At 71.2% G+C, this 19,899-nt stretch carries 18 protein-coding genes and 1 pseudogene; 10 read left to right on the top strand and 9 right to left on the bottom strand.

Annotated elements, in window-relative coordinates:
* Together ACFW2E_RS17310 and ACFW2E_RS17315 are read right to left on the bottom strand one after the other, a co-directional pair.
* Positions 1-523 (bottom strand): annotated as a pseudogene (locus tag ACFW2E_RS17310) (phospholipase); the annotation flags it as partial.
* Positions 524-874: 351 nt separating this feature from the next.
* The gene (locus tag ACFW2E_RS17315; protein WP_384467209.1) at positions 875-1,393 is read right to left on the bottom strand and encodes a GNAT family N-acetyltransferase; all 519 of its coding nucleotides are present in this window, start codon (positions 1,391-1,393) and stop codon (positions 875-877) included.
* Here ACFW2E_RS17315 and ACFW2E_RS17320 point away from each other — a divergent pair.
* Both ACFW2E_RS17320 and ACFW2E_RS17325 read left to right on the top strand, forming a co-directional pair.
* Entirely contained in the window at positions 1,392-1,997 is a 606-nt protein-coding gene (locus tag ACFW2E_RS17320) for a helix-turn-helix domain-containing protein (RefSeq protein WP_384467211.1), read from the top strand. The genes ACFW2E_RS17315 and ACFW2E_RS17320 overlap by 2 nt on opposite strands.
* Before the next feature lie 241 nt (positions 1,998-2,238).
* Positions 2,239-3,168: an MFS transporter gene (locus ACFW2E_RS17325; protein WP_384467243.1), complete on the top strand. Its 930-nt coding sequence runs from the start codon at positions 2,239-2,241 to the stop codon at positions 3,166-3,168.
* Positions 3,169-3,247: 79 nt separating this feature from the next.
* On the opposite strand, the gene ACFW2E_RS17330 is transcribed toward ACFW2E_RS17325, so the two are convergent.
* A complete protein-coding gene (locus tag ACFW2E_RS17330; protein WP_384467213.1) occupies positions 3,248-3,475 on the bottom strand; it encodes a DUF5133 domain-containing protein in 228 nt (75 codons plus the stop codon).
* A 382-nt stretch (positions 3,476-3,857) separates the two neighbouring features.
* Between ACFW2E_RS17330 and ACFW2E_RS17335 the strand changes: the two genes are divergently transcribed.
* Both ACFW2E_RS17335 and ACFW2E_RS17340 read left to right on the top strand, forming a co-directional pair.
* Positions 3,858-4,508: an HAD family hydrolase gene (locus ACFW2E_RS17335; protein WP_384467215.1), complete on the top strand. Its 651-nt coding sequence runs from the start codon at positions 3,858-3,860 to the stop codon at positions 4,506-4,508.
* A 221-nt stretch (positions 4,509-4,729) separates the two neighbouring features.
* A complete protein-coding gene (locus ACFW2E_RS17340) occupies positions 4,730-6,964 on the top strand; it encodes an MMPL family transporter (protein WP_384467217.1) in 2,235 nt (744 codons plus the stop codon).
* Between the two features lie 662 nt (positions 6,965-7,626).
* Here ACFW2E_RS17340 and ACFW2E_RS17345 read toward each other — a convergent pair.
* From ACFW2E_RS17345 to ACFW2E_RS17360, 4 genes are all read right to left on the bottom strand, one after another.
* Positions 7,627-7,842: a transposase gene (locus ACFW2E_RS17345; protein ID WP_384467219.1), complete on the bottom strand. Its 216-nt coding sequence runs from the start codon at positions 7,840-7,842 to the stop codon at positions 7,627-7,629.
* 12 nt (positions 7,843-7,854) lie between these two features.
* Positions 7,855-7,995 carry a hypothetical protein gene (locus ACFW2E_RS17350; RefSeq protein WP_384467221.1) on the bottom strand — a complete coding sequence of 47 codons (141 nt, stop codon included), beginning with the start codon at positions 7,993-7,995 and terminating at the stop codon, positions 7,855-7,857.
* Between the two features lie 86 nt (positions 7,996-8,081).
* Entirely contained in the window at positions 8,082-10,655 is a 2,574-nt protein-coding gene (locus ACFW2E_RS17355; protein ID WP_384467223.1) for an FtsX-like permease family protein, read from the bottom strand.
* Positions 10,655-11,428 (bottom strand): ABC transporter ATP-binding protein, encoded by a 774-nt coding sequence (locus tag ACFW2E_RS17360; RefSeq protein WP_384467225.1) that lies wholly within the window; start codon positions 11,426-11,428, stop codon positions 10,655-10,657. Before ACFW2E_RS17360 ends, ACFW2E_RS17355 begins: the two co-directional genes overlap by 1 nt.
* A 294-nt stretch (positions 11,429-11,722) precedes the next feature.
* Here ACFW2E_RS17360 and ACFW2E_RS17365 point away from each other — a divergent pair, with 294 nt between their 5' ends.
* On the top strand, positions 11,723-13,000 hold the full coding sequence (locus ACFW2E_RS17365; protein WP_384467227.1) for a sensor histidine kinase: 1,278 nt from the start codon (positions 11,723-11,725) through the stop codon (positions 12,998-13,000).
* A complete protein-coding gene (locus tag ACFW2E_RS17370; RefSeq protein WP_384467229.1) occupies positions 12,997-13,668 on the top strand; it encodes a response regulator in 672 nt (223 codons plus the stop codon). Before ACFW2E_RS17365 ends, ACFW2E_RS17370 begins: the two co-directional genes overlap by 4 nt.
* A gap of 14 nt (positions 13,669-13,682) precedes the next feature.
* On the opposite strand, the gene ACFW2E_RS17375 is transcribed toward ACFW2E_RS17370, so the two are convergent.
* Together ACFW2E_RS17375 and ACFW2E_RS17380 are read right to left on the bottom strand one after the other, a co-directional pair.
* Positions 13,683-14,309 (bottom strand): hypothetical protein, encoded by a 627-nt coding sequence (locus ACFW2E_RS17375; RefSeq protein ID WP_384467231.1) that lies wholly within the window; start codon positions 14,307-14,309, stop codon positions 13,683-13,685.
* Between the two features lie 133 nt (positions 14,310-14,442).
* A complete protein-coding gene (locus tag ACFW2E_RS17380; protein WP_384467233.1) occupies positions 14,443-15,690 on the bottom strand; it encodes a serine hydrolase domain-containing protein in 1,248 nt (415 codons plus the stop codon).
* Positions 15,691-15,983: 293 nt separating this feature from the next.
* Here ACFW2E_RS17380 and ACFW2E_RS17385 point away from each other — a divergent pair, with 293 nt between their 5' ends.
* From ACFW2E_RS17385 to ACFW2E_RS17400, 4 genes are all read left to right on the top strand, one after another.
* The gene (locus tag ACFW2E_RS17385) at positions 15,984-17,024 is read left to right on the top strand and encodes a GlxA family transcriptional regulator (RefSeq protein WP_384467235.1); all 1,041 of its coding nucleotides are present in this window, start codon (positions 15,984-15,986) and stop codon (positions 17,022-17,024) included.
* 84 nt (positions 17,025-17,108) lie between these two features.
* Positions 17,109-18,116, top strand: coding sequence for a GlxA family transcriptional regulator (locus tag ACFW2E_RS17390; RefSeq protein ID WP_384467237.1), 1,008 nt, complete (start codon positions 17,109-17,111; stop codon positions 18,114-18,116).
* Positions 18,117-18,293: 177 nt separating this feature from the next.
* Positions 18,294-19,391, top strand: a complete 1,098-nt coding sequence (locus ACFW2E_RS17395) for a sensor histidine kinase (RefSeq protein WP_384467239.1) — start codon at positions 18,294-18,296, stop codon at positions 19,389-19,391.
* Between the two features lie 149 nt (positions 19,392-19,540).
* Positions 19,541-19,899 (top strand): STAS domain-containing protein (locus ACFW2E_RS17400; protein WP_384467241.1); only part of this gene is annotated, 359 nt, incomplete at its 3' end.

The raw sequence follows: 19,899 nt of genomic DNA on the forward strand, positions 1-19,899 counted from the left end.
TGTTATCTCTCGCGGTCACGGGGGCGAGTCCCCGCGTCACGTTCTGGGCGGCGTCACCGAGTGCGGTGCGCAGTGCGTCACGGTACTTCGACGGCACCACGTTGAGATGGTAGATCGGCGCGGCTCCGACGAGGACGCGCACCTTCAGCTTGTGGCCGGCGGCCGCCGCCTTCTTGAGGCCGGCGACGATCGCATCCTGGAACGCGCCGTCGGGGAAGGGTGCCAGGGAGGATATGTCGACGGTACGGGTGGCCGTCGAGATGTTCTCCTCCATCCTGGTGAGCAGCCTCTGGGTACCGCCCCGCTCGGTGCAGGCGGGGTCGCCCCAGCAGGCCGGGGTGGGCAGCAGCCAGTCGGACGGGGCACCGCCGCCCGTGTCCAGGGCGTTGCCGCTGGTCCGCTCCCAGGCCCGTCCCTCCAGTCCTGGGGAGACCTCCCGCAGGGTCTGCTCGACACTGTCGAGGTGCGGTGTCGGCGACTCGGCGAATGCCGGGACGGTGGGCAGCGCGGAACTGATGAGCACGGTGAGTGCTGCGGTTCCTGCGAGGTGCGGTAAGCGGCGGGTCCGGGTACGGAGCAATGTTCGCGTCCTTGTCGAAATGTCACTGTGCATCGAGGGCGGCGACGGACTCGGCTCGCCGGACATGGTCTGGCGACCGGCGGTTCAGGCCCTCGAATGATCAAGTGAATGTATCAACTCGGCGCGGCGGTCCGGCTGGGCAGGCCGAGGGGGCGCGCTGGTGGGGTACTACGAGCGCAACGGGCCCGCCCCACCGACCGTTTCACGGCCGAGGCCTGGCCGGGACAGGTGCCGGCCCGGCGGGTCGGCTGACGACGTGGGCGGGACGCGCGGCAACGGGCTCACGCAGCCGGCTCAGGTCAGGGGCAGCCGCATGATGGTCAGGTCCAGCCAACGGCCGAACTTGGTGCCCACCTCCGCCACCGTGCCGACCTGCTGGAAGCCGAACCGCTCGTGCAGCCGGATCGACGCGGTGTTCTCGGCCTCGATGCCTGCGATCACGAGGTGATGACCGGCGTCGCGCGCCGAGGTGATGAGCTCGGCCAGCAGCGCGGAGCCGATACCGAGCCCGTGCCGGCCCTCGCGTACGTAGACCGAGTCCTCCACCGTGTGGCGGTATCCGTCCAGCTCCCGCCACGGGCCGTAGACCGCGAAACCGGCCACCTCGCCCTCCACGTCGGCGACGAGCGCCGAGCCGCGCGCCAGGTGGACGGCCAGCCAGGCCTCCCCCTCGGCGGAGGACTGCGGGGTCTGCGTCCACAGGGCCGCCGAGTGCTCGACCGCGTGGTTGCGGATCGCGCGGATGGCCTCCGCGTCACCGGAGCGTGCCGGGCGTACTGTCACACCCGACTCTCTCTCGTATATTGGATTCATGTCCAACATAGTAGATCCTCTGGTCGGCAGGATCGCGGCCCGCATCCGCACCGAACGGGAGCGCCGCCGGTGGACCCTGGCCCAGCTGGCGGACGCCTCCGGTGTCTCCCAGGCCATGATCAGTCGGATCGAGCGGGGCGAGAGCAGCCCCACCGCTGTCGTCCTCGGCAAGCTGTCGGCCGCTTTCCGGCTCAGCATCGCCTCCCTGCTCGCCCTCGCCGAAGGAGCACAGGACGAAGGAGCACAGGACAACTCGGAGGAAGCCGCGGGGGTGCGCCGCCGGGACGACGCGACCGAGTGGCAGGACCCCGGCACCGGCTACCGGCGCCGCCAGATCAGCGGCCCGCGCTTCCCCGCGGAGATCGCCGAGATCCGCCTGCCCGCCGGCGCCCGTGTGCCGTATCCGGCCGCCGCCTTCGCCTTCGTACGACAGGTCGTCTGGGTCCTCGACGGCCGCCTGACCTTCCACGACGGCGACGCGGTCCACGAACTCGCCGCGGGCGACAGCATCGAACTCGGCGAGCCCACCGAACGCGTCTTCGCCAACACCACCGACGCGGAGTGCCGCTACGCCGTCATCCTCACCCGCGGCACCCAGCCGTGACCCGCCCCCTCCCCCGTGGCGGCACATTCCTCCTCGCCTCCATAGCCGGAACGGCGATCGCGAACAACTGTGCCGTCCAGCCCGCACTCACGGCGGTCGCCGCAGATCTGGGCGTCCCGCTCTCCGTGATCGGTCTCGTGCCGACCGCCGCGCTCGCCGGCTGCATGACCGGCTTCGCCCTCCTGCTGCCCTCACCGACCACCTCGCCCCCAATCGCCTGGTCACCGCGCAGCTCACCGCCCTGGCCACCGCCCTCACCCTCGCCGCGGCCGCCCCCGGTGCGGTCGTCCTCCTCGCCGCCTACCTGCTCATCGGCGCGTCCGCCAGTGTCGCGGCCCAGGCCGGAACCATCGCGGCCCGCCATGCCCCGCCCGGTCGCCGCGCGACAGGCGTTGCCACCGTCGCCGCCGGCATGTCGGCCGGCATCCTGCTGAGCCGCCTGGCAGGAGGAACACTCACCGATCTCGTCGGGTGGCGGCGGATGCTCCTCACCTTCGCCGCCCTCGCGCTGCTCGGCGCGATCGCCGCAGCAACGCTCCTGCCCCGGCAGCGGCCGCACTCCTTTCGCAGCTACCGCGCCACCCTCACCTCGCTGCCTCCGCTCCTGCGCGACCACCCGCAGCTGCGCCGCGCCGTGGCGACCGGCGGGTTGTGGTACTTCGCCTTCAACCTCATCTGGGTGGCGCTGGCCCTGGCCCAGCCGCCCCACTCCCTCGGCCCCACCGCCATCGGCCTGTACGGCCTGGCCGGACTCCTCGGCTTCGTCGCACTCCCGCTCACCGGACGCCTCGCCGACCGGTACACCCCTCAAACGGTGATCACCACCGGCCTGCTGGCCGCCGCGGCGGGAGCCGTCCTGCTGGCCGCCGGCCTCGACACCCCCTCGGCCACGGCACTGGGACTCGCCCTTTTCGACGCAGGCTGCTTCGCCGCGCAGGCCGCCAACCAGAGCCGCATCATGGCCCTCGATCCCGCACGCTCCGGCGGCCTGAGCAGCGTCTACCTCGTGCTGTACTTCACGATCGGCGCCATGGGCACCGCCCTCGCCGCGCCTCTCATCAACACCCTCGGCTGGCCGGGCACCGCGCTGACCGCCCTCACCGCGTTGCTCCTGGCCGCCGTCGTCGCGAGCACCGGCACCCGGCAGCCCCGTCACGAGCGCGCCGCCTGACCCGGGCACTGTGGCAGGCACGAGGAGGGCCCGAACCATTTGGTCCGGGCCCCACTGGTGGTTGGCGTGCGAAACGGCTTCAGGCGAGCAGGAGAGAGTCGTCCTTGGGCCGCGCGCCGGGCAGTTGGAACCGGGCGGCGATGAGGGCGGCGTCGATGTCGCGGGTGCCGGTGGACACGCAAAGCGTGTAGGCGATGTCGTCCATGCGCTGCCGGACCTCCTCGCTTCCGTCCTCGGCGTGCAGGATGCGGAGCGTGTCGTACTGCTCGATCAGGTTCCGCAGGACGGCGGGGTGTGCCATCAGCATCTGGACTCTCCCACTCTTCGAGGAAGCACATCGGTCATACCTCGCCCCGGTTACCCCGGGGCCGGGCCGTCACACCCATGTGGCTGCACACCTGCCGAGATACGGCCGCGTGGGGCTCCCGGGCCGCGGAGGGCGGAGACATGTCCGCGTAGCGATCGCCCGCGACCCGGCCGGCGATGGTCCCCAGGAGTGCCGGTTCCTCGGTGGTCAGGACGATCCGTGTGGCGCCGGCGTTCTCGTGGAGGCGGCAGCGCTTGCGCGTTGCGGGGATCGGACCCACGGTCGGCCCGTGCACCCCGGCCCGCTGCTGTACCGGTGGGACACATGGCCGACTCGGCCGGTTCCCACAACGGCATGATCGGCAAGCCCCTATGCTACCGAAATGATCAAGCCGGTTGAACTCGTCATATTCGACTGCGACGGCGTGCTGGTCGACAGCGAACGCATCGCCGCCCGGGTCCAGGTCTCCCTCGGCGCGGAGCTGGGGTGGCCCCTGACCCCGGACGAGGTCGTCGACCGCTTCATCGGGCGCTCGCATGCCTCGATCCGCGAGCAGGTGGCTGCCCGGCTCGGTGAGGAGACCGCCGCGATCTGGTCACACCGGTTCGAACAGCGCCACCGCGAGGCGGTGGACGCCGGGCTTGCCCCCGTCGAGGGGCTGCTCGAGGCACTCGACGCGATCACTGTGCCGACCTGTGTGGCCTCCAGCGGCTCCCACGAAAAGATGCGCCACACGCTCGGCCGTACCGGCCTCTACGACCGTTTCGCGGGCCGCATCCACAGCGCCACCGAGGTCGCCCGTGGAAAGCCCGCCCCGGACCTGTTCCTGCATGCCGCCCGGCGTATGGGGGTCGATCCCGCCGCCTGCGCCGTGGTCGAGGACAGTCAGCCGGGCGTCCGGGCCGCCCGCGCGGCCGGCATGCGCGTCTTCGGCTACGCCGGCGGACTCACCCCGGCCGAACGGCTCGAAGGTCCCGACACCGTCGTCTTCCACGACATGCGGACACTGCCCACGCTCATCTCCCGGGAATGACCCGCACGCCCGTGCGCCGCCGCCGCGATCGCCCGGATCGATCGAGGCTGCCGTATCCGCTCGGCGGATGACCTCCCGTCCGGCTCATCCCCACGGCTGACACACAAGGTCGTCGTGAATGCGGAAGGAGTCGATGTCGCGCGGTTCAAGACTGGACCAGTGCCCTGACCTGTGGGCATTTCCCCTTCTTGAGCATTCGACTGCGAGCGGAGCACAGCCGCGTGGCTACATTTCTCTACAGAGTGGGCAGATTCGCCTTCCGGCACCGGTACAGCGTGGCCGTGGCCTGGGTGGTACTCCTCGTCCTGGGCGGCCTCGGGGCGTCCGCGGCGACACCCCCCACCCCGAGCTCGTTCTCCATGCCGGGGACGGAGGCCCAGCGGGCTGTCGATCTGCTCAAGGAGCGCTTTCCCGGTGCCGCTGCCGACGGTGCGACGGCCCGGGTGGTCTTCAAGGCGCCGAAAGGCCACAAGGTCACCGAACCCGGTACCAAGAAAGCCATCGAGAAGACGCTCGCTGCCGTCAGGCGCAGCTCGCCCCAAGTGGCCGAGGTGGCCGACCCCTTCCGATCCGGCACCGTGAGCGAGGACCGGTCCACCGCCTTCGCGCCGGTCGGTTACAAGGTCCAGGCGGCCACTCTGAGCGGGACCGCCAAGGACTCCCTGCTGAGCACGGTGCAGAAGGCCCGAACTGGTGGGCTGACCGTCGAGGTGGGCGGCAGCGCCGTGCAACAGAGCGACGAGGGCTCCGGGGCGGAGATCCTGGGCATCGCGATCGCCGCGGTCGTCCTGGTACTCACCTTCGGTTCGCTGGTGGCTGCCGGACTGCCCCTGCTCACCGCGCTGCTGGGTGTCGGGATCGGTGTCTCGACGATCAGCGCGCTCGCCCACACCCTCGACCTCGGCGACACCACGTCCACCCTGGCGATGATGCTGGGACTGGCGGTCGGCATCGACTACGCGTTGTTCATCGTCACCCGCTACCGGGCCGAACTGGCCGAGGGGCGGGACCGGGAGGAGGCCGCCGGACGTGCCACCGGCACGGCCGGATCGGCGGTCGTGTTCGCCGGTCTCACCGTGGTGATCGCCCTGGCGGCCCTGTCCGTCGTCGGTATCCCCGTGCTGACGAAAATGGGTCTCGCGGCAGCCGGAACGGTCGCCCTCGCCGTCGTCGTCGCGCTCACCCTGCTCCCTGCGCTGCTGGCGATCGCGGGCAAGCGGATAGTCGGCCGCCGCGCCCGGCGCAGGGCCGCGAAGCGGGCCGGTGCCCGGCAGAAGCCGACCGTCGGTGCCCGCTGGGCGCAGTTCGTGCTGCGGCGGCCGGTGATGGTGCTGGTCGCCTCGGTCATCGGCCTCGGCGCCCTCGCCGTACCGGCCGCCTCCCTGACGCTGGGCCTGCCCGACGAGGGGGCGATGCCGACCGCCAGCACGCAGCGCAAGGCCTACGACCTGATCTCCGACGGATTCGGCCCGGGCCTCAACGGCCCCCTGACAGTGGTCGTCGACGCCCGCCACAGCCACGACGCCGACGCGGCGGCACGACAGGTCCGGTCCAAGGTGCGGGCCATGCACGGCGTGGCCGCCGTCGGTTCGGCGACGTTCAACCGGGCGCACGACACCGCGGTGATCACGGTGGTGCCGAGCACCAAGCCGGGCAGCGCGAAGACCGAGAACCTCGTTCACAGAATCCGCCACGAGGGCAAGGATCTGAGCGAGTCCACGAACGCCCCGCTCCTCGTCACGGGGCAGACCGGCATGAAGGTCGATTTCTCCGCCAAGATCAACGGGGCCCTGCTGCCGTATCTGGGCCTCACGGTCGGCCTGGCGTTCCTGCTGCTGATGCTGGTGTTCCGGTCCGTACTGGTCCCGCTGAAGGCGGCCCTTGGGTTCCTCCTGTCCATCGGGGCGGCACTCGGGGCGATCGTCGCGGTGTTCCAGTGGGGCTGGCTGGCCGATGCCCTGGGCGTGGAGCAGACCGGGCCGATCGTGAGCACCACGCCGATCTTCATGGTGGGCATCGTCTTCGGCCTCGCCATGGACTACGAGGTCTTCCTGGTCACCCGGATGCGCGAGGCCCATGCGGCGGGCCGGACGGCACGGCAGGCGATCGTCACCGGCTTCCACCACGGTGGACGTGTCGTGACCGCCGCTGCGGTGATCATGACAGCGGTCTTCGGGAGTTTCATCGCGTCAGGCGAGGACTCGGTCAAGATGATCGGCCTGGGCCTCGCGGTCGCCGTACTCATGGATGCCTTCGTCGTCCGCATGGCGATCGTGCCCGCGGTGCTGGCGCTGCTCGGTGACGCGGCCTGGTGGCTGCCGCGGTGGCTGCGCCGGGTTCTGCCCGATGTGGACGTCGAGGGCCGCAGGCTGCACGACGGGCACGCGGACGCCCCCCACGACATGACGTCGGGCCTTCCGGAACCGGCTCGGCACAGGGACACCGTCGGCGGGTGACACAGGCCCGTCGACGGGTGACAACGGAGCCCGGCTTCCTCGGTGAGGGAGCCGGGCTTCGTCTTTCCGCTCTGTTCGCTGTGCGGGAAGTCCGCCGACCGGTCACTGTGCGGGAAGTCCGCCGACCGGCCTCTTGCCTCGGCCGAGCCTGGAACCGCTCGGCACACGAGGTTCCGTATCAGGGGGACGTACGACGCCTTCGCAGCGAACGGTCGTCTGACCTGCCGGGTGCGGTGGGATACGGGCCGGTGCGGCCTGCGGAAGGGCTACCGTCCATTCCCTGGTGCGCTCCCGTCCGTACGCATGACGACATGCGTCGGCCACGGCCCGGCGGGGAACTGGTCCACCGACGTGCCGTGGCCCGTCGGCGTGCTGTGGCCGCGCCGGGCCAGAAGCAGTTTCACATCCTCTGCCCACAGGTCACGGCAGTCTGAAGCATTCCATGAGGCGGCTTTCCGTTCGGTTCGGCGTCGATGGACACGGGCGGCCGAACGGCAGCGGCGGGTTCTTCAGGCGGTGCCCGCGAGGACGGCGATGCCACTTCCTCTCATCGATCCTCCTTGCCGGATCGAATCCGCGTACGACCTTCGAGACGGTCTCCGCGCGATGGCCGGACTGGGCGTCGATGATCACACGGACCGGCCACGGGCAGCGGCCGCCGCTTAGGCGCAGCCGGCGCCGGAGCTGGTCAAGGATGCCTTAGAGAACGCCGGCCTTCCCCAGCGGGCGAGGTACCCGAACACGGTGCGCCGGGGGATGCCGGAGTCGGCGGGCAGCGCCCGCCACTGCGCCCCGTTGTCCACGATGCAGCGGATGGCGTCGACCACGCGCCGGTCAGGAGCCGCTGCGGGGCGTCGTCCAGCAGCCGGTGTCCCCACTTCTGTCCCAGGTCACGGGCGGAGGGTCGCGTCGGGCGCGACCTGGAGCAGGGCCGCGGGCCCGGTGTGGATCTGCACGCGGGTGCGTTCGGTGGCGGCTACGAGCTGCCGGGCGACGGACTCACGACCGCTGACGGTCCGCTGGTGTCTCACCCTGACCGCCAAGGGCGTCGCACAGATCAAGGCCCGTCCCGTCGACTTCTCGCCAGTACGGTCATGACCGCATCAGAACGAGGCACTTACTGCCTGACGTCGATCGCCTCGACCGGACGCGTACGCAGCAACGCTCGTGCCGGAATCAGTGCGGCCGTCGCCGCGAGCGCCCCTGTTCCTCCCACGATGGTCAGGCAGACCAGAGGCGCAACAGCCGGCCAGGGTGTGCCGGTCACGGCCAGAGCGACCAGGACCAGCGCCGGAGCCGAGGCCAGCAAGCCGGTGCCCACACCTGCGAGGACCACGGCCAGACTCTCCCAGCGCATCATCCGCATCACCTGTGCCGGCGTCGTGCCTGCCAGCCGCAGCAGACCGAACTCATGGCGCCGGGCGGTGGTGTTCATCGCCTGGGTGTTCGCGACGGCCACCCCGGAGTAGACCAGGATCAGACCGGCCAGCAGGTAGTTGATCCAGGCGTCGGCCGCTTGCTGCCGAGGCAGCTCGGCGGTGGCACGGTCCTGCAGCGTCGTACCGGGATGGCGCCGTATGACCTCCTTCAGGGCCGCGTCGGCACCCACCGCGCCCGGCGCCGTGCGGATGAGGACGGATGTGTCCAGATGCGAGGTGGTGTGCGTGAGCAGCGTGCGGTGCTCGAAGGTGACGTCCGCGAATCCCAGCCCGCGTTCGTAGACGGCCACGAGTGTCGCGGTGACGGGGGATCCGTCTCCGAGACGCAGGCGCACGGTGTCGCCGATGCCGCGCCCCAATCTGGACGCCGCGTCGGCGCTGAGCGCGACGGAGCCGGCCTTGAGTCGTGTCAGGCTGCCCTGAAGCGGCTTCAGATCCATGACCTCGTCGAGGTGTTCCGGCTCCACGCCCTGAGCGCTGAGGGACACCAGTTGTTCGCGGCCGGCGCCATCGGTGCCGGCCGTGCCGGCGACGGTGGATCGGACCACGCCGGTCGCGGCGCGCACCTGGTGCAGGTCGCGCACCTCGTCGGCCAGGCCAGGAGCCAGGCCTCCTGCCGCGACGAGTACGTGGTCGGCCCTGAGGCCCTTGTGCACCTGTTCGACGAAGGCCTGTTGGACGGTGGTCTGGGCGAAGACCACGGTCGCGGCGAAGGACACGGCGAGGATCAGCGGGGTGACCGTCGCTGCGAGGCGGCGGGGATGTGCGGCGTGGTTGGCCGCGGCCAGGTATCCCGTGACCTGGGACGTGCGCAGCAGGGGGCCCAGCACGCGCATCACCGGCCGTGACAGCAGCGGGCCCAGTACTGCCACGGCGATCACGGTCACGAGGACGAGCGAGTTGGCGAGTCCGGTCAGGACCGCGATGTCGCCGGTCCGTGTCAGGCCGATGGCGAACAGACCGACGACTGCCAGGGCGAGGAGACTTCCGGTGATCAGGCGTCCCCGGCCCGGTGCCGTCCGTTCGTCGGCCGCTTCGCCGAGGGCCTCGGTCGGTCGGATCCGGTTCGCGCGGCGGGTCGTCGCGAGGGCGGCCGTGCCTGCGGTGAGTACGGCGGTCAGTACGGCACCCACTGCCGGCAGCGGCCCGATCACCGGGTGGAAGTCGGGTGGGACGAGGCCGTGTACGGCGAGCCGGTCCTTCAATCCGAACGTGGCGGCCAGGCCGAGCGGCCAGCCGAGCGCGCCTCCGATGAGGGCCGTGATCAGGGCTTCCGCCGTCAGCATGCGGCGGACCTGGCGCGGGGTGGCCCCGACGGCACGCAGAAGTGCCGTCTCGCGCCGTCGGTGCGAGACGGCCAGTGACATGGTGCTCGCGACGACGAAGACGTTCACCAGCAGCATGTTCCCGGCGACCGCCGAAGCCAGGAGGAGCAGCGTGGAACCGGAGTTGGCCACGTCGAGGAACTCGGCCTTGCCCCGGCCGTCGCCCGTGCGCACGTCAAGTCCCGGTTGTCCGTCCGCCCGCGCGACCGCCTCGGCCAGCTTCTTCGTGTCGGTACCGGCAGTCGCCAGCACGCCGAGAGCGTCGACGGCACCGTCTCGTGCCGCCAGGTGCCGGGTCAGCTCGTCGGAGAAGAAGGCCACGGATCGGCGGGGCGACGGCTCTCCCGGCAGGGCGACGACGCCCACGACATGGAAGCGTTCCGGGGCCGGGCCGGTCACCATCGACACGGTGTCGCCGGCCTTCGCGCGGGCCTGTCCGGCGAGAGGCGCGTCGAGCACGACCTCGTGGTCCCCGGCCGGCGCGCGGCCCTCGACCAGCCGGTAGGCACCCATGCGGGTGCTGGACCAGTTGTGGCCGGTGGTCCGGGTGCCGTGCGGGCCGGGGAGCGGGTCTCCGCCGGGGCCGATCACCTGTGCCGGAACGCCGATGTCGGCGACCACGGCCGCGACGCCTTTCACCGCGGTGATGCGTTGCGCGACGTCCGCCGGCACGGGCACCCGCTCGACCAGCGGCTGCGCAAGGGCAGCGGTCGTCTGCCGGGCATGGCCGGTGCCGGTCGCCTGCTGGTGGCCGGCGACGACGACGTCCGCGGCCGCGTATCTCTCGGGCGGTTGGGAGGCGCGCAGCCCCGACTCCATGAGGATGCCGCACACGCTGAGCACGGCGGACCCGAGGAGCAGGGCCACGAAGGTGCCGACGAAGCCGCCCTTGCGCGTTCTCAGGGTCCGCAGGGCCAGGCGCAGCATCAGGCGGCCCCGCGGAGTCCGGCCATGGCGGCCGTGACGCGTTCGACGGTCGGGGAGGCCATGCCGGACACGATGTGCCCGTTGGCCAGGAACACGGCCGCATCGGCGTGGGCCGCAGCGACGGGATCATGGGTCACCATCACCACGGTCTGGTGCATGTCCGTGACGGCTTGGCGCAGCAGCCCGATGATGTCTCCCGCGGTGCCGGGGTCCAGGCTGCCCGTCGGCTCGTCGGCGAAGATCACTTCTGGACGGTTGACCAGCGCGCGTGCGATCGCGACTCGCTGCTGCTGGCCGCCGGACAGCTGCGAGGGAACGTGGTTGAGGCGGTCGGTCAGGCCCACCCTGGCCACGATCTCGCCCAGCCACGCCCGCTCGGCCCTGCGTCCCTGGAGCCGCAGCGGCAGGGTGATGTTCTGCTCCACGGTGAGCGACGGCACGAGGTTGAACGCCTGGAAGACGAATCCCATGCTGCTGCGACGCAGCCGTGTCAGCGGGGCCTCCTTGAGCCGCACCAGTTCGGTGGAGCCCAGCCGGATCGAGCCCGTGGTGGGCCGGTCGAGTCCGGCCGCGCAGTGCAGCAAGGTGCTCTTGCCCGACCCGGAGGGTCCCATGACCGCGGTGAAGGTGCCCCGCGTGATGTCCGCGCTGACCCGGTCCAGTGCCAGCACGGCCTGCGGGCCCTTCCCGTACCGCTTGGTCACCTCGCGCAGTTGAATCGCGGGGGTGACAGTACCCACGGTGTTGTGCCGCTGCCGCTTCCAGCCGTTCATGCCGTCGTCTCCTCATCCGGTCGGGAGGCGGTCGGGCTCAGGGCGGGACCGCACTCCCATTGCATGCCGGGCGGCGCGCCGATTCCTCGGCCGTGCCGGTGACGTGGGGGCTCCCCTGCCGGAACGAGGCGAGGGGCGGCATCCGCCGATGGGCGGAGCGCTGACCGGTCACCGGCGTCGCGAACCGTGATGGCGCTCCTCATTCGGGATGACAGCCGTAAGGACGAGGCAGCTGGTCAGAGCTCCCTCGCGCGGCAGAGGGCACGCAGACGAAGCGCGTCTACCGTGACATACATGACCTACCTCGACTCGATCGCTCGGCGCCGAGTGCCGCAGGCGGTCGTCGACACGGTCATGGCCCTGCTCGTCACCGTCGGGGCGCTGGCAGTCCCCGCGCAGCCCCCGGCCGGGCCGCCCCTGGCAGACCCCGACACCCTGCGGCTGCTGCTGGCGCTGCTCTCGGGACTCCCACTGGCCGTCCACCGCAAGTGGCCACTGCCGGTGCTGCTGACCGTCGCCGTCGCGGTCGGCGCGTTGCAGGCCTACGACTACATCCCTCCGCCGGTGGGACCGTCGCGTACCTCCGTCGGTGCGCCCTATCTGGGGGTGGCCTCGGCCGTCCTGCTCACCGCCGTACGGTCCTCGCGCCGGGTCGCCACGGCCGTCGTCACGGCCGTTGTTCCCGCCGTCGCCGTCGCAGAGGCGCTGATGGAGCCCGGTTTCCGCATGGCGAACGCCGCCGCCATGGTGATCCTGCTGGTGGCGGCCTGGGCGCTGGGCAGGCTGTCCGGGGCTCGTAAGGCGATGGCCCAGGACGCGGTGGAGAAGGCCGCGGCCCTGGCCCGGGAACAGCACGCGAACGCGCGGGCGGCCGTGGCCCAGGAGCGGGCGCGAATCGCCCGTGAACTGCACGACATCGTCGCCCACAACGTCAGCCTCATGGTCGTGCAGACCATCGCCGCGGACCGGGTGCAGGACCGTCACGCGGCCAAGGCACACGAGCTGCACCACGCCATCGAACAGACCGGTCGGGCGGCCGTGGAAGAACTACGCCGGCTGCTGCACGTGCTGCGGACGGACGAGAACGAGGACGGCGACCCGAGCCGGCAGCCGCCACAGCCCACGCTGGGGGACATCCCCCAGCTGGTGGAGTCGGTGCGCACGGCCGGGCTGGACATCGACTTCACTTCCACCGGTGAGCCCGCGGAACTCCCGGCCGGCTCCGAGCTGGCCGTCTACCGTGTTGCCCAGGAAGCCCTGACCAACACTCTCAAGCACGCCGGTCACACACGGGCGCGCCTCAGCCTCGACTGGGGGCCGGACCGGTCCCTGACCGTCCGGGTGTGCGATGACGGACGTCAGGCAGGGAACGTACCGGCGGCGCCCGGACCGGCGGTCGGAGGAGCCTGCCACGGCCTGGTGGGCATGCGGGAGCGCATCGCCGCCGTCGGTGGTTCCCTGCACGCCGGGCCGCGACCGGGGGGCGGATTCTGCGTTCACGCCACCGTCCCCGTCTGCCCCGTCCGCGCCGGGAACGGGCGTGGCACGACCGAAGGAGATCAGCGCCCATGACCGCCATCCGCGTGTTGCTGGTCGACGACCAGCCGATGATCCGGACCGGTTTCCGGCTCATTCTCGAGTCCGAACCCGACATGATCGTCGTGGGCGAGGCCGGGGACGGACAGGCCGGGGTCGACGACACGCGTGCGCTGCAGCCCGACATCGTGCTGATGGACATTCGTATGCCCCGGCTGGACGGTGTCGAGGCGACCAGGCTCATCGTCGAGTCCGGCCTGGCCACTCGCGTCATCATCCTCACGACCTTCGACCTCGACGAGCACGTTCACGACGCCCTGCGGGCGGGCGCGAGCGGCTTCCTCGTCAAGGACGGTCCCGCCGACTCCCTGGTGGAGGCGATCCGCACGGTCGCCCAGGGCGACGCGGTGATCTCCCCGCGGGTGACACGCAGACTCCTCGACCGTTTCTCGCGCCTCGCCGACCAGGCCCCGCCCGCCGTTCCCCCGACCCTCGACGCGCTGACGGCCCGGGAACTCGATGTCCTGCGCACACTCAGCCGTGGGCTGTCGAATGCGGAGGTCGCCCGCGAACTGCACGTCAGCGAGGCCACCGTGAAGACGCACGTCGCCCACATCCTCGACAAGTACCAGCTCAGAGACCGGGTACAGGCGGTCATCCTCGCCTACGACACCGGCCTGGTACGCCCCGCCGCAGACTCCTGACAGCGCCGGGCCGGCTACGGAGCCCGCCTCCCGTGGCGGCTGCGGTCAGCCGGTCCCGGGTTCGCCAGCAGCACCACCCGGTCGGACTCGGCATCGAAACCCAGCACCGGGCGGCATCGGTCCCAGTCGCCCTCGGGTGTCATCACCACCGGCGTGCCCAGCCGACGCCCGATGGCACGAGGAAGCAGGCACAGGACGTCCAGAGGCTCCCGTGCCTGCAACTCCCGCAGGTCCACGTCGAGACCGATCTCGCCGGCCGACTCCAGCCGGAAGTCCGCCCACGCGTCCGGCGTCGGCCAGACGCGCGGTACCGCGCACCCGGCATCCTTGTGCCGTGGCAGCACGTCGCCCGCGCGCGGCAGCGGCAGCGGCAGCGGCAGCGGCATGACGGCATCTCCCTCGGAGTACTGGCTCCGCCGGCCGCTCGCAGCGATCAGGTCGAACCCGTACACCACTTCGTTGGACGCAACCCAGTCCTCAACGGCTGTCCCCGTGCCCCGGACATCCGGAAGGCACCCCTCCCACTCAAGGTCGAAGTACCCCTTCACGTCATCCCACAGCAACCCGGACACCGGGCAGTCCGGCCTCTCACCCCGGACGCGCCGCGCACCGTTCTCCTTGAACGAGATCCACCTGGGCACGGCCGGATTCTCGTGGCCTTCCCGCAGACACCGCTTCCGCCGGACCGCCGCCCTCACCGGCGGGGGTGCGGGGGGAGCGAAAGCCCTCTCTTATGGCGGCAATTGTGCCCTTACACCGAGGCGAAGATCACTGTCAAGCGTGCGTCGGCCGGGCGGCCGGGGTGTCGTAGACGTTCTTCGGGGTGACGATGCTGGTGACGGCCTTGGCGAATTTCGTGCTCAGCGCCTGTCCCTGGAACGCGATGTCACTGGTGGTGTGCACGACGAGCGTGGCCCCGGCCTGCGGCAGCCGGACCATCACTGTCTGGTACCCCGGCAGCGAACCGTTGTGGCCTATCCACCCGTGGTTGCCGAAGACCCCCAGGCCGTAGCTCAGCCCGGGCACGCCCGTCGGCATCAGCTTCATCCGCTCGGCCTGCGTCGCGGGTGACAACAGGCCTCCGTCGGCCAGGATCGACGCCCAGGAGCGCAGGTCGCGCAGGTCCGAGATCATCGCTCCGGCCGGCCCGCCCGCCGTCGGGTTCCAGTAGGTCGCGTCCGCCACCGACTCGTGGGGCGTCTGATCGGTGTAGCCGTGGGCGTGTGGCGCCGGGAACTCCGTACCCCGCGGCATGAAGGTGTGGTCGAGGTGAGCCGGCCTCAGCACATGCCGCTCCACGTACCGGTCGAAACGCTGCCCGGTCACCTTCTCCACCACCATGGCCAGGAGAAGGGTGTTGGTGTTGCTGTAGTCGAACTTGCTGCCGGGTGCGAAGCCCACCGGATGCTTGAAGGAGTACGCCAGCAGCTCGGACCTGGTGAACACGCGGTTGTGATCGGTCACGAAGGCCGCGCCGAAGTCCGGATCGCGCATGAAGTTGAACAGGCCGCTGCGCATCTCCGCCAGGTGCCGCAGCGTGATGTGGTCACCCTGCGGAACGCCCGCAACGTACTTCGAGACGGGATCGTCCAGGCCGACCCTCTTCTCGTCGGCCAGGCGCAGCAGCGCGGTGACGGTGAAGGTCTTCGTCACGCTGCCGATCCGCATGTTGAACCCCGGGGACATGGGGGCGCCGGTGGCTTTGTCAGCGGTTCCGAAGGCCCGCACATAGCTGCCCTTTCCCGGCGCCCACAGGCCCACCGTGACACCCGGCGTGTTCGTCGTCCTGAGGACGTTGCGGACAGCCCTGTCGAGCTGGGCGCGCACCTCGGGTGTCAGCTTCCGCATCACCTGCTCGACCGGCTGCGAGTGCCTTGCCTGCGGAGGAGTCCACGCGTCGGCGTGCGCACCCGGTGCGGCCCCGAGGAGCACCCCCGCGACGACAGCCGTCCCGACCGCCGCGACCGCCCTGCGGCGGATCCTGCGGCGAACACGGTCTGCGGTCCATGAACTGTGAGGCATGCTGCGCCCTTTCAACCTGCGGGCCGGCCCTTGCGGCCGCCCGGCTCCGGTTCCCATCGTGGTGTCGTCCAAGGGGCCGTTCCTCTGTCCGACGAGGGGTTTCCCGCCTCCGCCGCAGGGGTGAGAAGCCACTGCCGTATCCGCCCTACGGACCGGCGGGGTCCATCGATGTCCCCTTTCCGGCCCGATCCGTCCCAGCGGGAGCAGGTCACGGACACCGACGTCCCGATCCGAGGGTCGTCTGTCCTTGCGACCCGTGGTGGCGTGTGGCCCCCGACGCGACCATGAGAGGCATGAGCACGTCGAATGCCCGTGTCACCCCGGCAGATCCGCGCCACCGCCACACCGTGGCGATGGTCCTCTACGACGGGGTGGCGGCCTTGGACGTCACCGGACCGCTGGACGTGTGGGCGGCCGCCAACCAGTACGGAGGCCAGTACCGGATCGTCACCGTCTCACCCGGCGGCAAGGAGGTCAGGACCACCTCGGGGCTGGGACTCACCGCCGACATGCCGCTGGAGGAGTTCACCGGCAGCGTCGGCACCCTCGTCGTGCCCGGCCGCCCCGACTGGTGGGCGGCCGTCTCGGACTGCGACCTGATCGGCCACCTCGCACGGCTGGCAGGCTCAGCCCGGCGGGTGAGCGCCGTCTGCGCCGGAGCCTTTCCCCTCGCGGCGACCGGACTGCTCGACGGACGCCGGACCGTCACCCACTGGCAACTGGTCGACGACCTCGCGACCCACTACCCCGCGGTCCGGGTGGACCGGGAGTCGATCTTCGTCAGGGACGGCCGGTACATCACGTCCGCCGGCGTCACCTCGGGGATAGACATGACCCTCTCGCTGGTGGAGGAGGACCTGGGACCCGAGGCCGCCCGGGCGGTGGCGAGATTCCTGGTGGTCTTCATGGCCCGGCCCGGCGGTCAGTCCCAGTTCAGCGTGCGCATGCAGGCCCGGTACCGCAGGAGTGCCGTCGTGCGCACCGTCCTGGATGCCGTGACGGCCGAACCGGGCGCGGACCACAGTCTGTCCGCGCTCGCGGCGCGGGTCGGTGTGAGCGTGCGCCATCTGACCCGGCTGGTCCGCAAAGAGGCCGACACGACGGTCACGCGGTTCGTCGAGCAGATCCGCATCGAGGCCGCACGAGCGCTGCTGGAGTCCGGAACGGATCCCCTCGACGTCGTGGCCCGCAGAAGTGGTTTCGGTTCCGCCGAGACCTTGCGCCGCGCTTTCGTCCGGGAACTCGACGTCACGCCCGGCGCCTATAGGGCGCGTTTCCATACGAGCCGGCCGGCGAATTCCCCGGTGCCCGGCGATTTTGCCGCAGGCGGCTGATCCGGCTCCGAGTTCCTTCACCGCCGTGTCGCCCGCCTTGCCTCCAGGCAGCGGCGGACGGACGCTGTGGGCATGGAAGGTCGGATGGAACGGCGTCGGCCGCACCTGGTGGTGATGGTCCTCTTCGACTGCGTCCAGCTGCTGGACGTGACGGGCCCCCTGGAGGTCTACGCCTCGGCCAACGACCACGGCGCCGACTACCGCCTCGTGACCGCCTCGTGCCGCGGGAGAGACGTGCACACCACGGCCGGGGCCAGGCTCGCCGCGGACACGGCGCTCGAGGACGTCTCCGGCCGGATCGGCACCCTGATCGTCCCCGGCCGCTTCGACTGGCGGGCGGCCGTGGCCGATCGCGAACTCATCGCCGGGATCAGCCGTCTGGTGGAGCCCTCCCGCCGGGTCGCGTCGGTCTGCGCCGGAGCGTTCCCGCTCGCCGCGACAGGAGCGCTCGACGGGCGCCGTGCGGCCACTCACTGGTGCCTGGCGGGGGAACTCGCCAAGAACTTCCCAGCGATAGACGTCGACTACGACTCGATCTTCGTCCGGGACGGCAAGACCATCACCTCGGCAGGCGTCACCTCCGGCATCGACCTCACCCTGTCCCTGGTCGAGGAGGACTTCGGACCCGAGGCGGCACGCGCCGCCGCGAAGTATCTGGTCGTCTTCATGGCACGTCCCGGCGGCCAGTCGCAGTTCAGCGTCCGCCAAGCCGCCAGGCAACCCCGGCACGAGACACTGCGGGCGGCGCTGGACGCGGTCACCGCCGACCCGGCCGGCGACCACAGCCTGGACACCCTGGCCCGCCGGACCGGAGTGAGCGTGCGCCAGCTCACCCGCCTCTTCCGCGCCGAACTGGGCATGACCGCGACCCACTTCGTGGAGCAGATCAGGATCGAGGCGGCCCAGACGCTGCTCGAGTCGGGCACGGACCCGCTGGACGTCGTCGCCAGGCGTTCCGGGTTCGGCTCCGAGGAGACCCTGCGCCGTGCCTTCCAGCGGGGGCTCGGCGTCACTCCTGGCGCCTATCGCGCGCGCTTCCGCACCACGCGCAGCGCCCACACCGTGGAGCGCGCTGTCGGCGCCGACGGCTGACTCGCACGGCCGGCCCGGCAGATCCGGCCGTGATTCCCTCGCATTCGGCAGAAACAACTCCGCCAGGAATGTCCGGGTTTTTTCGTCGCTTTTCCGAACAGCGTCAAAGTGGCTGCGAAACGCTGCCGTAATTGGGCCGGGAAAAGATCCGGGTCGGCGCGGGAAGGAATTGTCGCCATGACGGACGAGAACACCGACCGGCCGACACTCACGGAACAGTTCATCCCTCTCGCGCGGTGGCGCGTGCCGCGTACTGCTGTCAGGACACTGCTCGCGTGGTCCATGGTGAGCGCCGCCGCAACCGTACGCGTCCTGTCCCGGCCGCCCGGGCCGGTCGCTGTGACCGTCGGCCTGCTCGCGACGGCTGTGGTCGTGGCGGTCCTCTTCGCCTTCGTGCCCACGAAACTCTTGGGGCGAAGCCACCGGTTGACGATGCCGACGGCCCTGGTGACGGCCGGTACGGGACTGTTCCTGTTCCTTTCCCGCGCGGACGGCATCCCGTCAGCGGTCGCGATCGGGGCCTTCGCGGTGGCCGGGTGGGCCCTGGGATGCCCGGTACGGGCGCCTCGGGCCACGGTGGCCGGCGCAGTCGAGCACACCACCACGAACCGGGAGCACGAGGAAAGGACCCGCACCGCGGTCGTGAGGGAGCGGGCTCGGATCGCCCGCGAGCTGCATGACATCGTGGCTCACAACGTCAGCCTCATCGTCGTCCAGGCCGCTGCCGCCGACCGGGTCCGGGAGCGCGATCCCGACAGGATCCGCGAACTGCACGCCACGATCGAGGAGACCGGCCGGGCCACCGTCGTCGAACTCCGCCGGCTGCTGGAGGTGCTCCGCACCGAGGAGGAGACCGACGCCGAGGGGACGTCGGAACACGGGATCGAGGACATCCCCCGCCTGCTGGACGCCGTACGCGAGGCCGGACTGCGGGTGCGGTGGACTTCGTCCGGCACCGCCCGGCCGGTACCCGCGGGAACCGGGCACACTGCCTACCGGATCGTCCAGGAAGCACTCACCAACAGCCTCAAGCACGCCGGACTCGCCCGCGCCCTGGTCACCCTGGACTGGCAGGACAGCCGGCTGACGGTGACGGTGCACGACGACGGACGCCCCCCCGGTTCCGAGGCGCCCCCGCTGCCGGCCGGCGGGAGACACGGTCTGGTCGGGATGCGCGAGCGCGTCGCCGCCGTGGGCGGCACCCTGCACACCGGGCCACGCCCCGAAGGCGGTTTCCTCGTACGCGCCGCGCTGCCCCTCCCTCGTCCGTCCTGAACCTCCCGGTGCCCGAACCTCCTCCTCGAGAGTGAACCGGCGAATCAGCGCTGCGGCCGATGTCAGACGGCGGGGAAGGACGAAAGCTGGGAGAGCGGCCCACGCCCAGAGCGCCGCACGATGCGACGAACCGTCCCGGAGGAAATCCCGTGCCCGACACCGCGCTCGGCACCGCGCCCCAGCCGTCCGCTGCGATTCCGCACCAGTCGCGCCCGCTTCACCGGGGCACACCACCGGCCGCGGCGGTCCCCGAGTGTCTGTGGATCGGCATCTCGCGCACCCGCGGCGGTGCCCTCGTCCGGCTGGAAGGCGAACTCGATGTCGCCGGGGCTCCCGCCCTGACGTCCGTGCTGGTGCGGTGCATGAGACAGCCCGGCAGCATCACGGTGGACGCGTCCGGACTGGTCTTCATCGACGCGGCGGGGGGGGGGCCGCCGGCGGGGGGCCCCCCGCCCAGCCCCCCCCCCGGGGGGGGGGGGCGCCCGGCGGGGGGGGGGCGGCCGCGGCG

The sequence above is a fragment of the Streptomyces sp. NPDC058964 genome, assembly GCF_042741275.1.
In the GTDB taxonomy this organism is placed as follows: domain Bacteria; phylum Actinomycetota; class Actinomycetes; order Streptomycetales; family Streptomycetaceae; genus Streptomyces.

Excerpts from the sequence above, each read along its gene's own strand:
- ACFW2E_RS17320 (WP_384467211.1), top strand. The coding sequence starts at position 1,392 with ATGTCCAACATAGTAGATCCTCTGGTCGGCAGGATCGCGGCCCGCATC.
- ACFW2E_RS17315 (WP_384467209.1), bottom strand. The coding sequence starts at position 1,393 with ATGAATCCAATATACGAGAGAGAGTCGGGTGTGACAGTACGCCCGGCA.
- ACFW2E_RS17330 (WP_384467213.1), bottom strand. The coding sequence starts at position 3,475 with ATGCTGATGGCACACCCCGCCGTCCTGCGGAACCTGATCGAGCAGTAC.
- ACFW2E_RS17335 (WP_384467215.1), top strand. The coding sequence starts at position 3,858 with ATGATCAAGCCGGTTGAACTCGTCATATTCGACTGCGACGGCGTGCTG.
- ACFW2E_RS17355 (WP_384467223.1), bottom strand. The coding sequence starts at position 10,655 with ATGCTGCGCCTGGCCCTGCGGACCCTGAGAACGCGCAAGGGCGGCTTC.
- ACFW2E_RS17360 (WP_384467225.1), bottom strand. The coding sequence starts at position 11,428 with ATGAACGGCTGGAAGCGGCAGCGGCACAACACCGTGGGTACTGTCACC.
- ACFW2E_RS17365 (WP_384467227.1), top strand. The coding sequence starts at position 11,723 with ATGACCTACCTCGACTCGATCGCTCGGCGCCGAGTGCCGCAGGCGGTC.
- ACFW2E_RS17370 (WP_384467229.1), top strand. The coding sequence starts at position 12,997 with ATGACCGCCATCCGCGTGTTGCTGGTCGACGACCAGCCGATGATCCGG.
- ACFW2E_RS17380 (WP_384467233.1), bottom strand. The coding sequence starts at position 15,690 with ATGCCTCACAGTTCATGGACCGCAGACCGTGTTCGCCGCAGGATCCGC.
- ACFW2E_RS17385 (WP_384467235.1), top strand. The coding sequence starts at position 15,984 with ATGAGCACGTCGAATGCCCGTGTCACCCCGGCAGATCCGCGCCACCGC.
- ACFW2E_RS17390 (WP_384467237.1), top strand. The coding sequence starts at position 17,109 with ATGGAACGGCGTCGGCCGCACCTGGTGGTGATGGTCCTCTTCGACTGC.
- ACFW2E_RS17395 (WP_384467239.1), top strand. The coding sequence starts at position 18,294 with ATGACGGACGAGAACACCGACCGGCCGACACTCACGGAACAGTTCATC.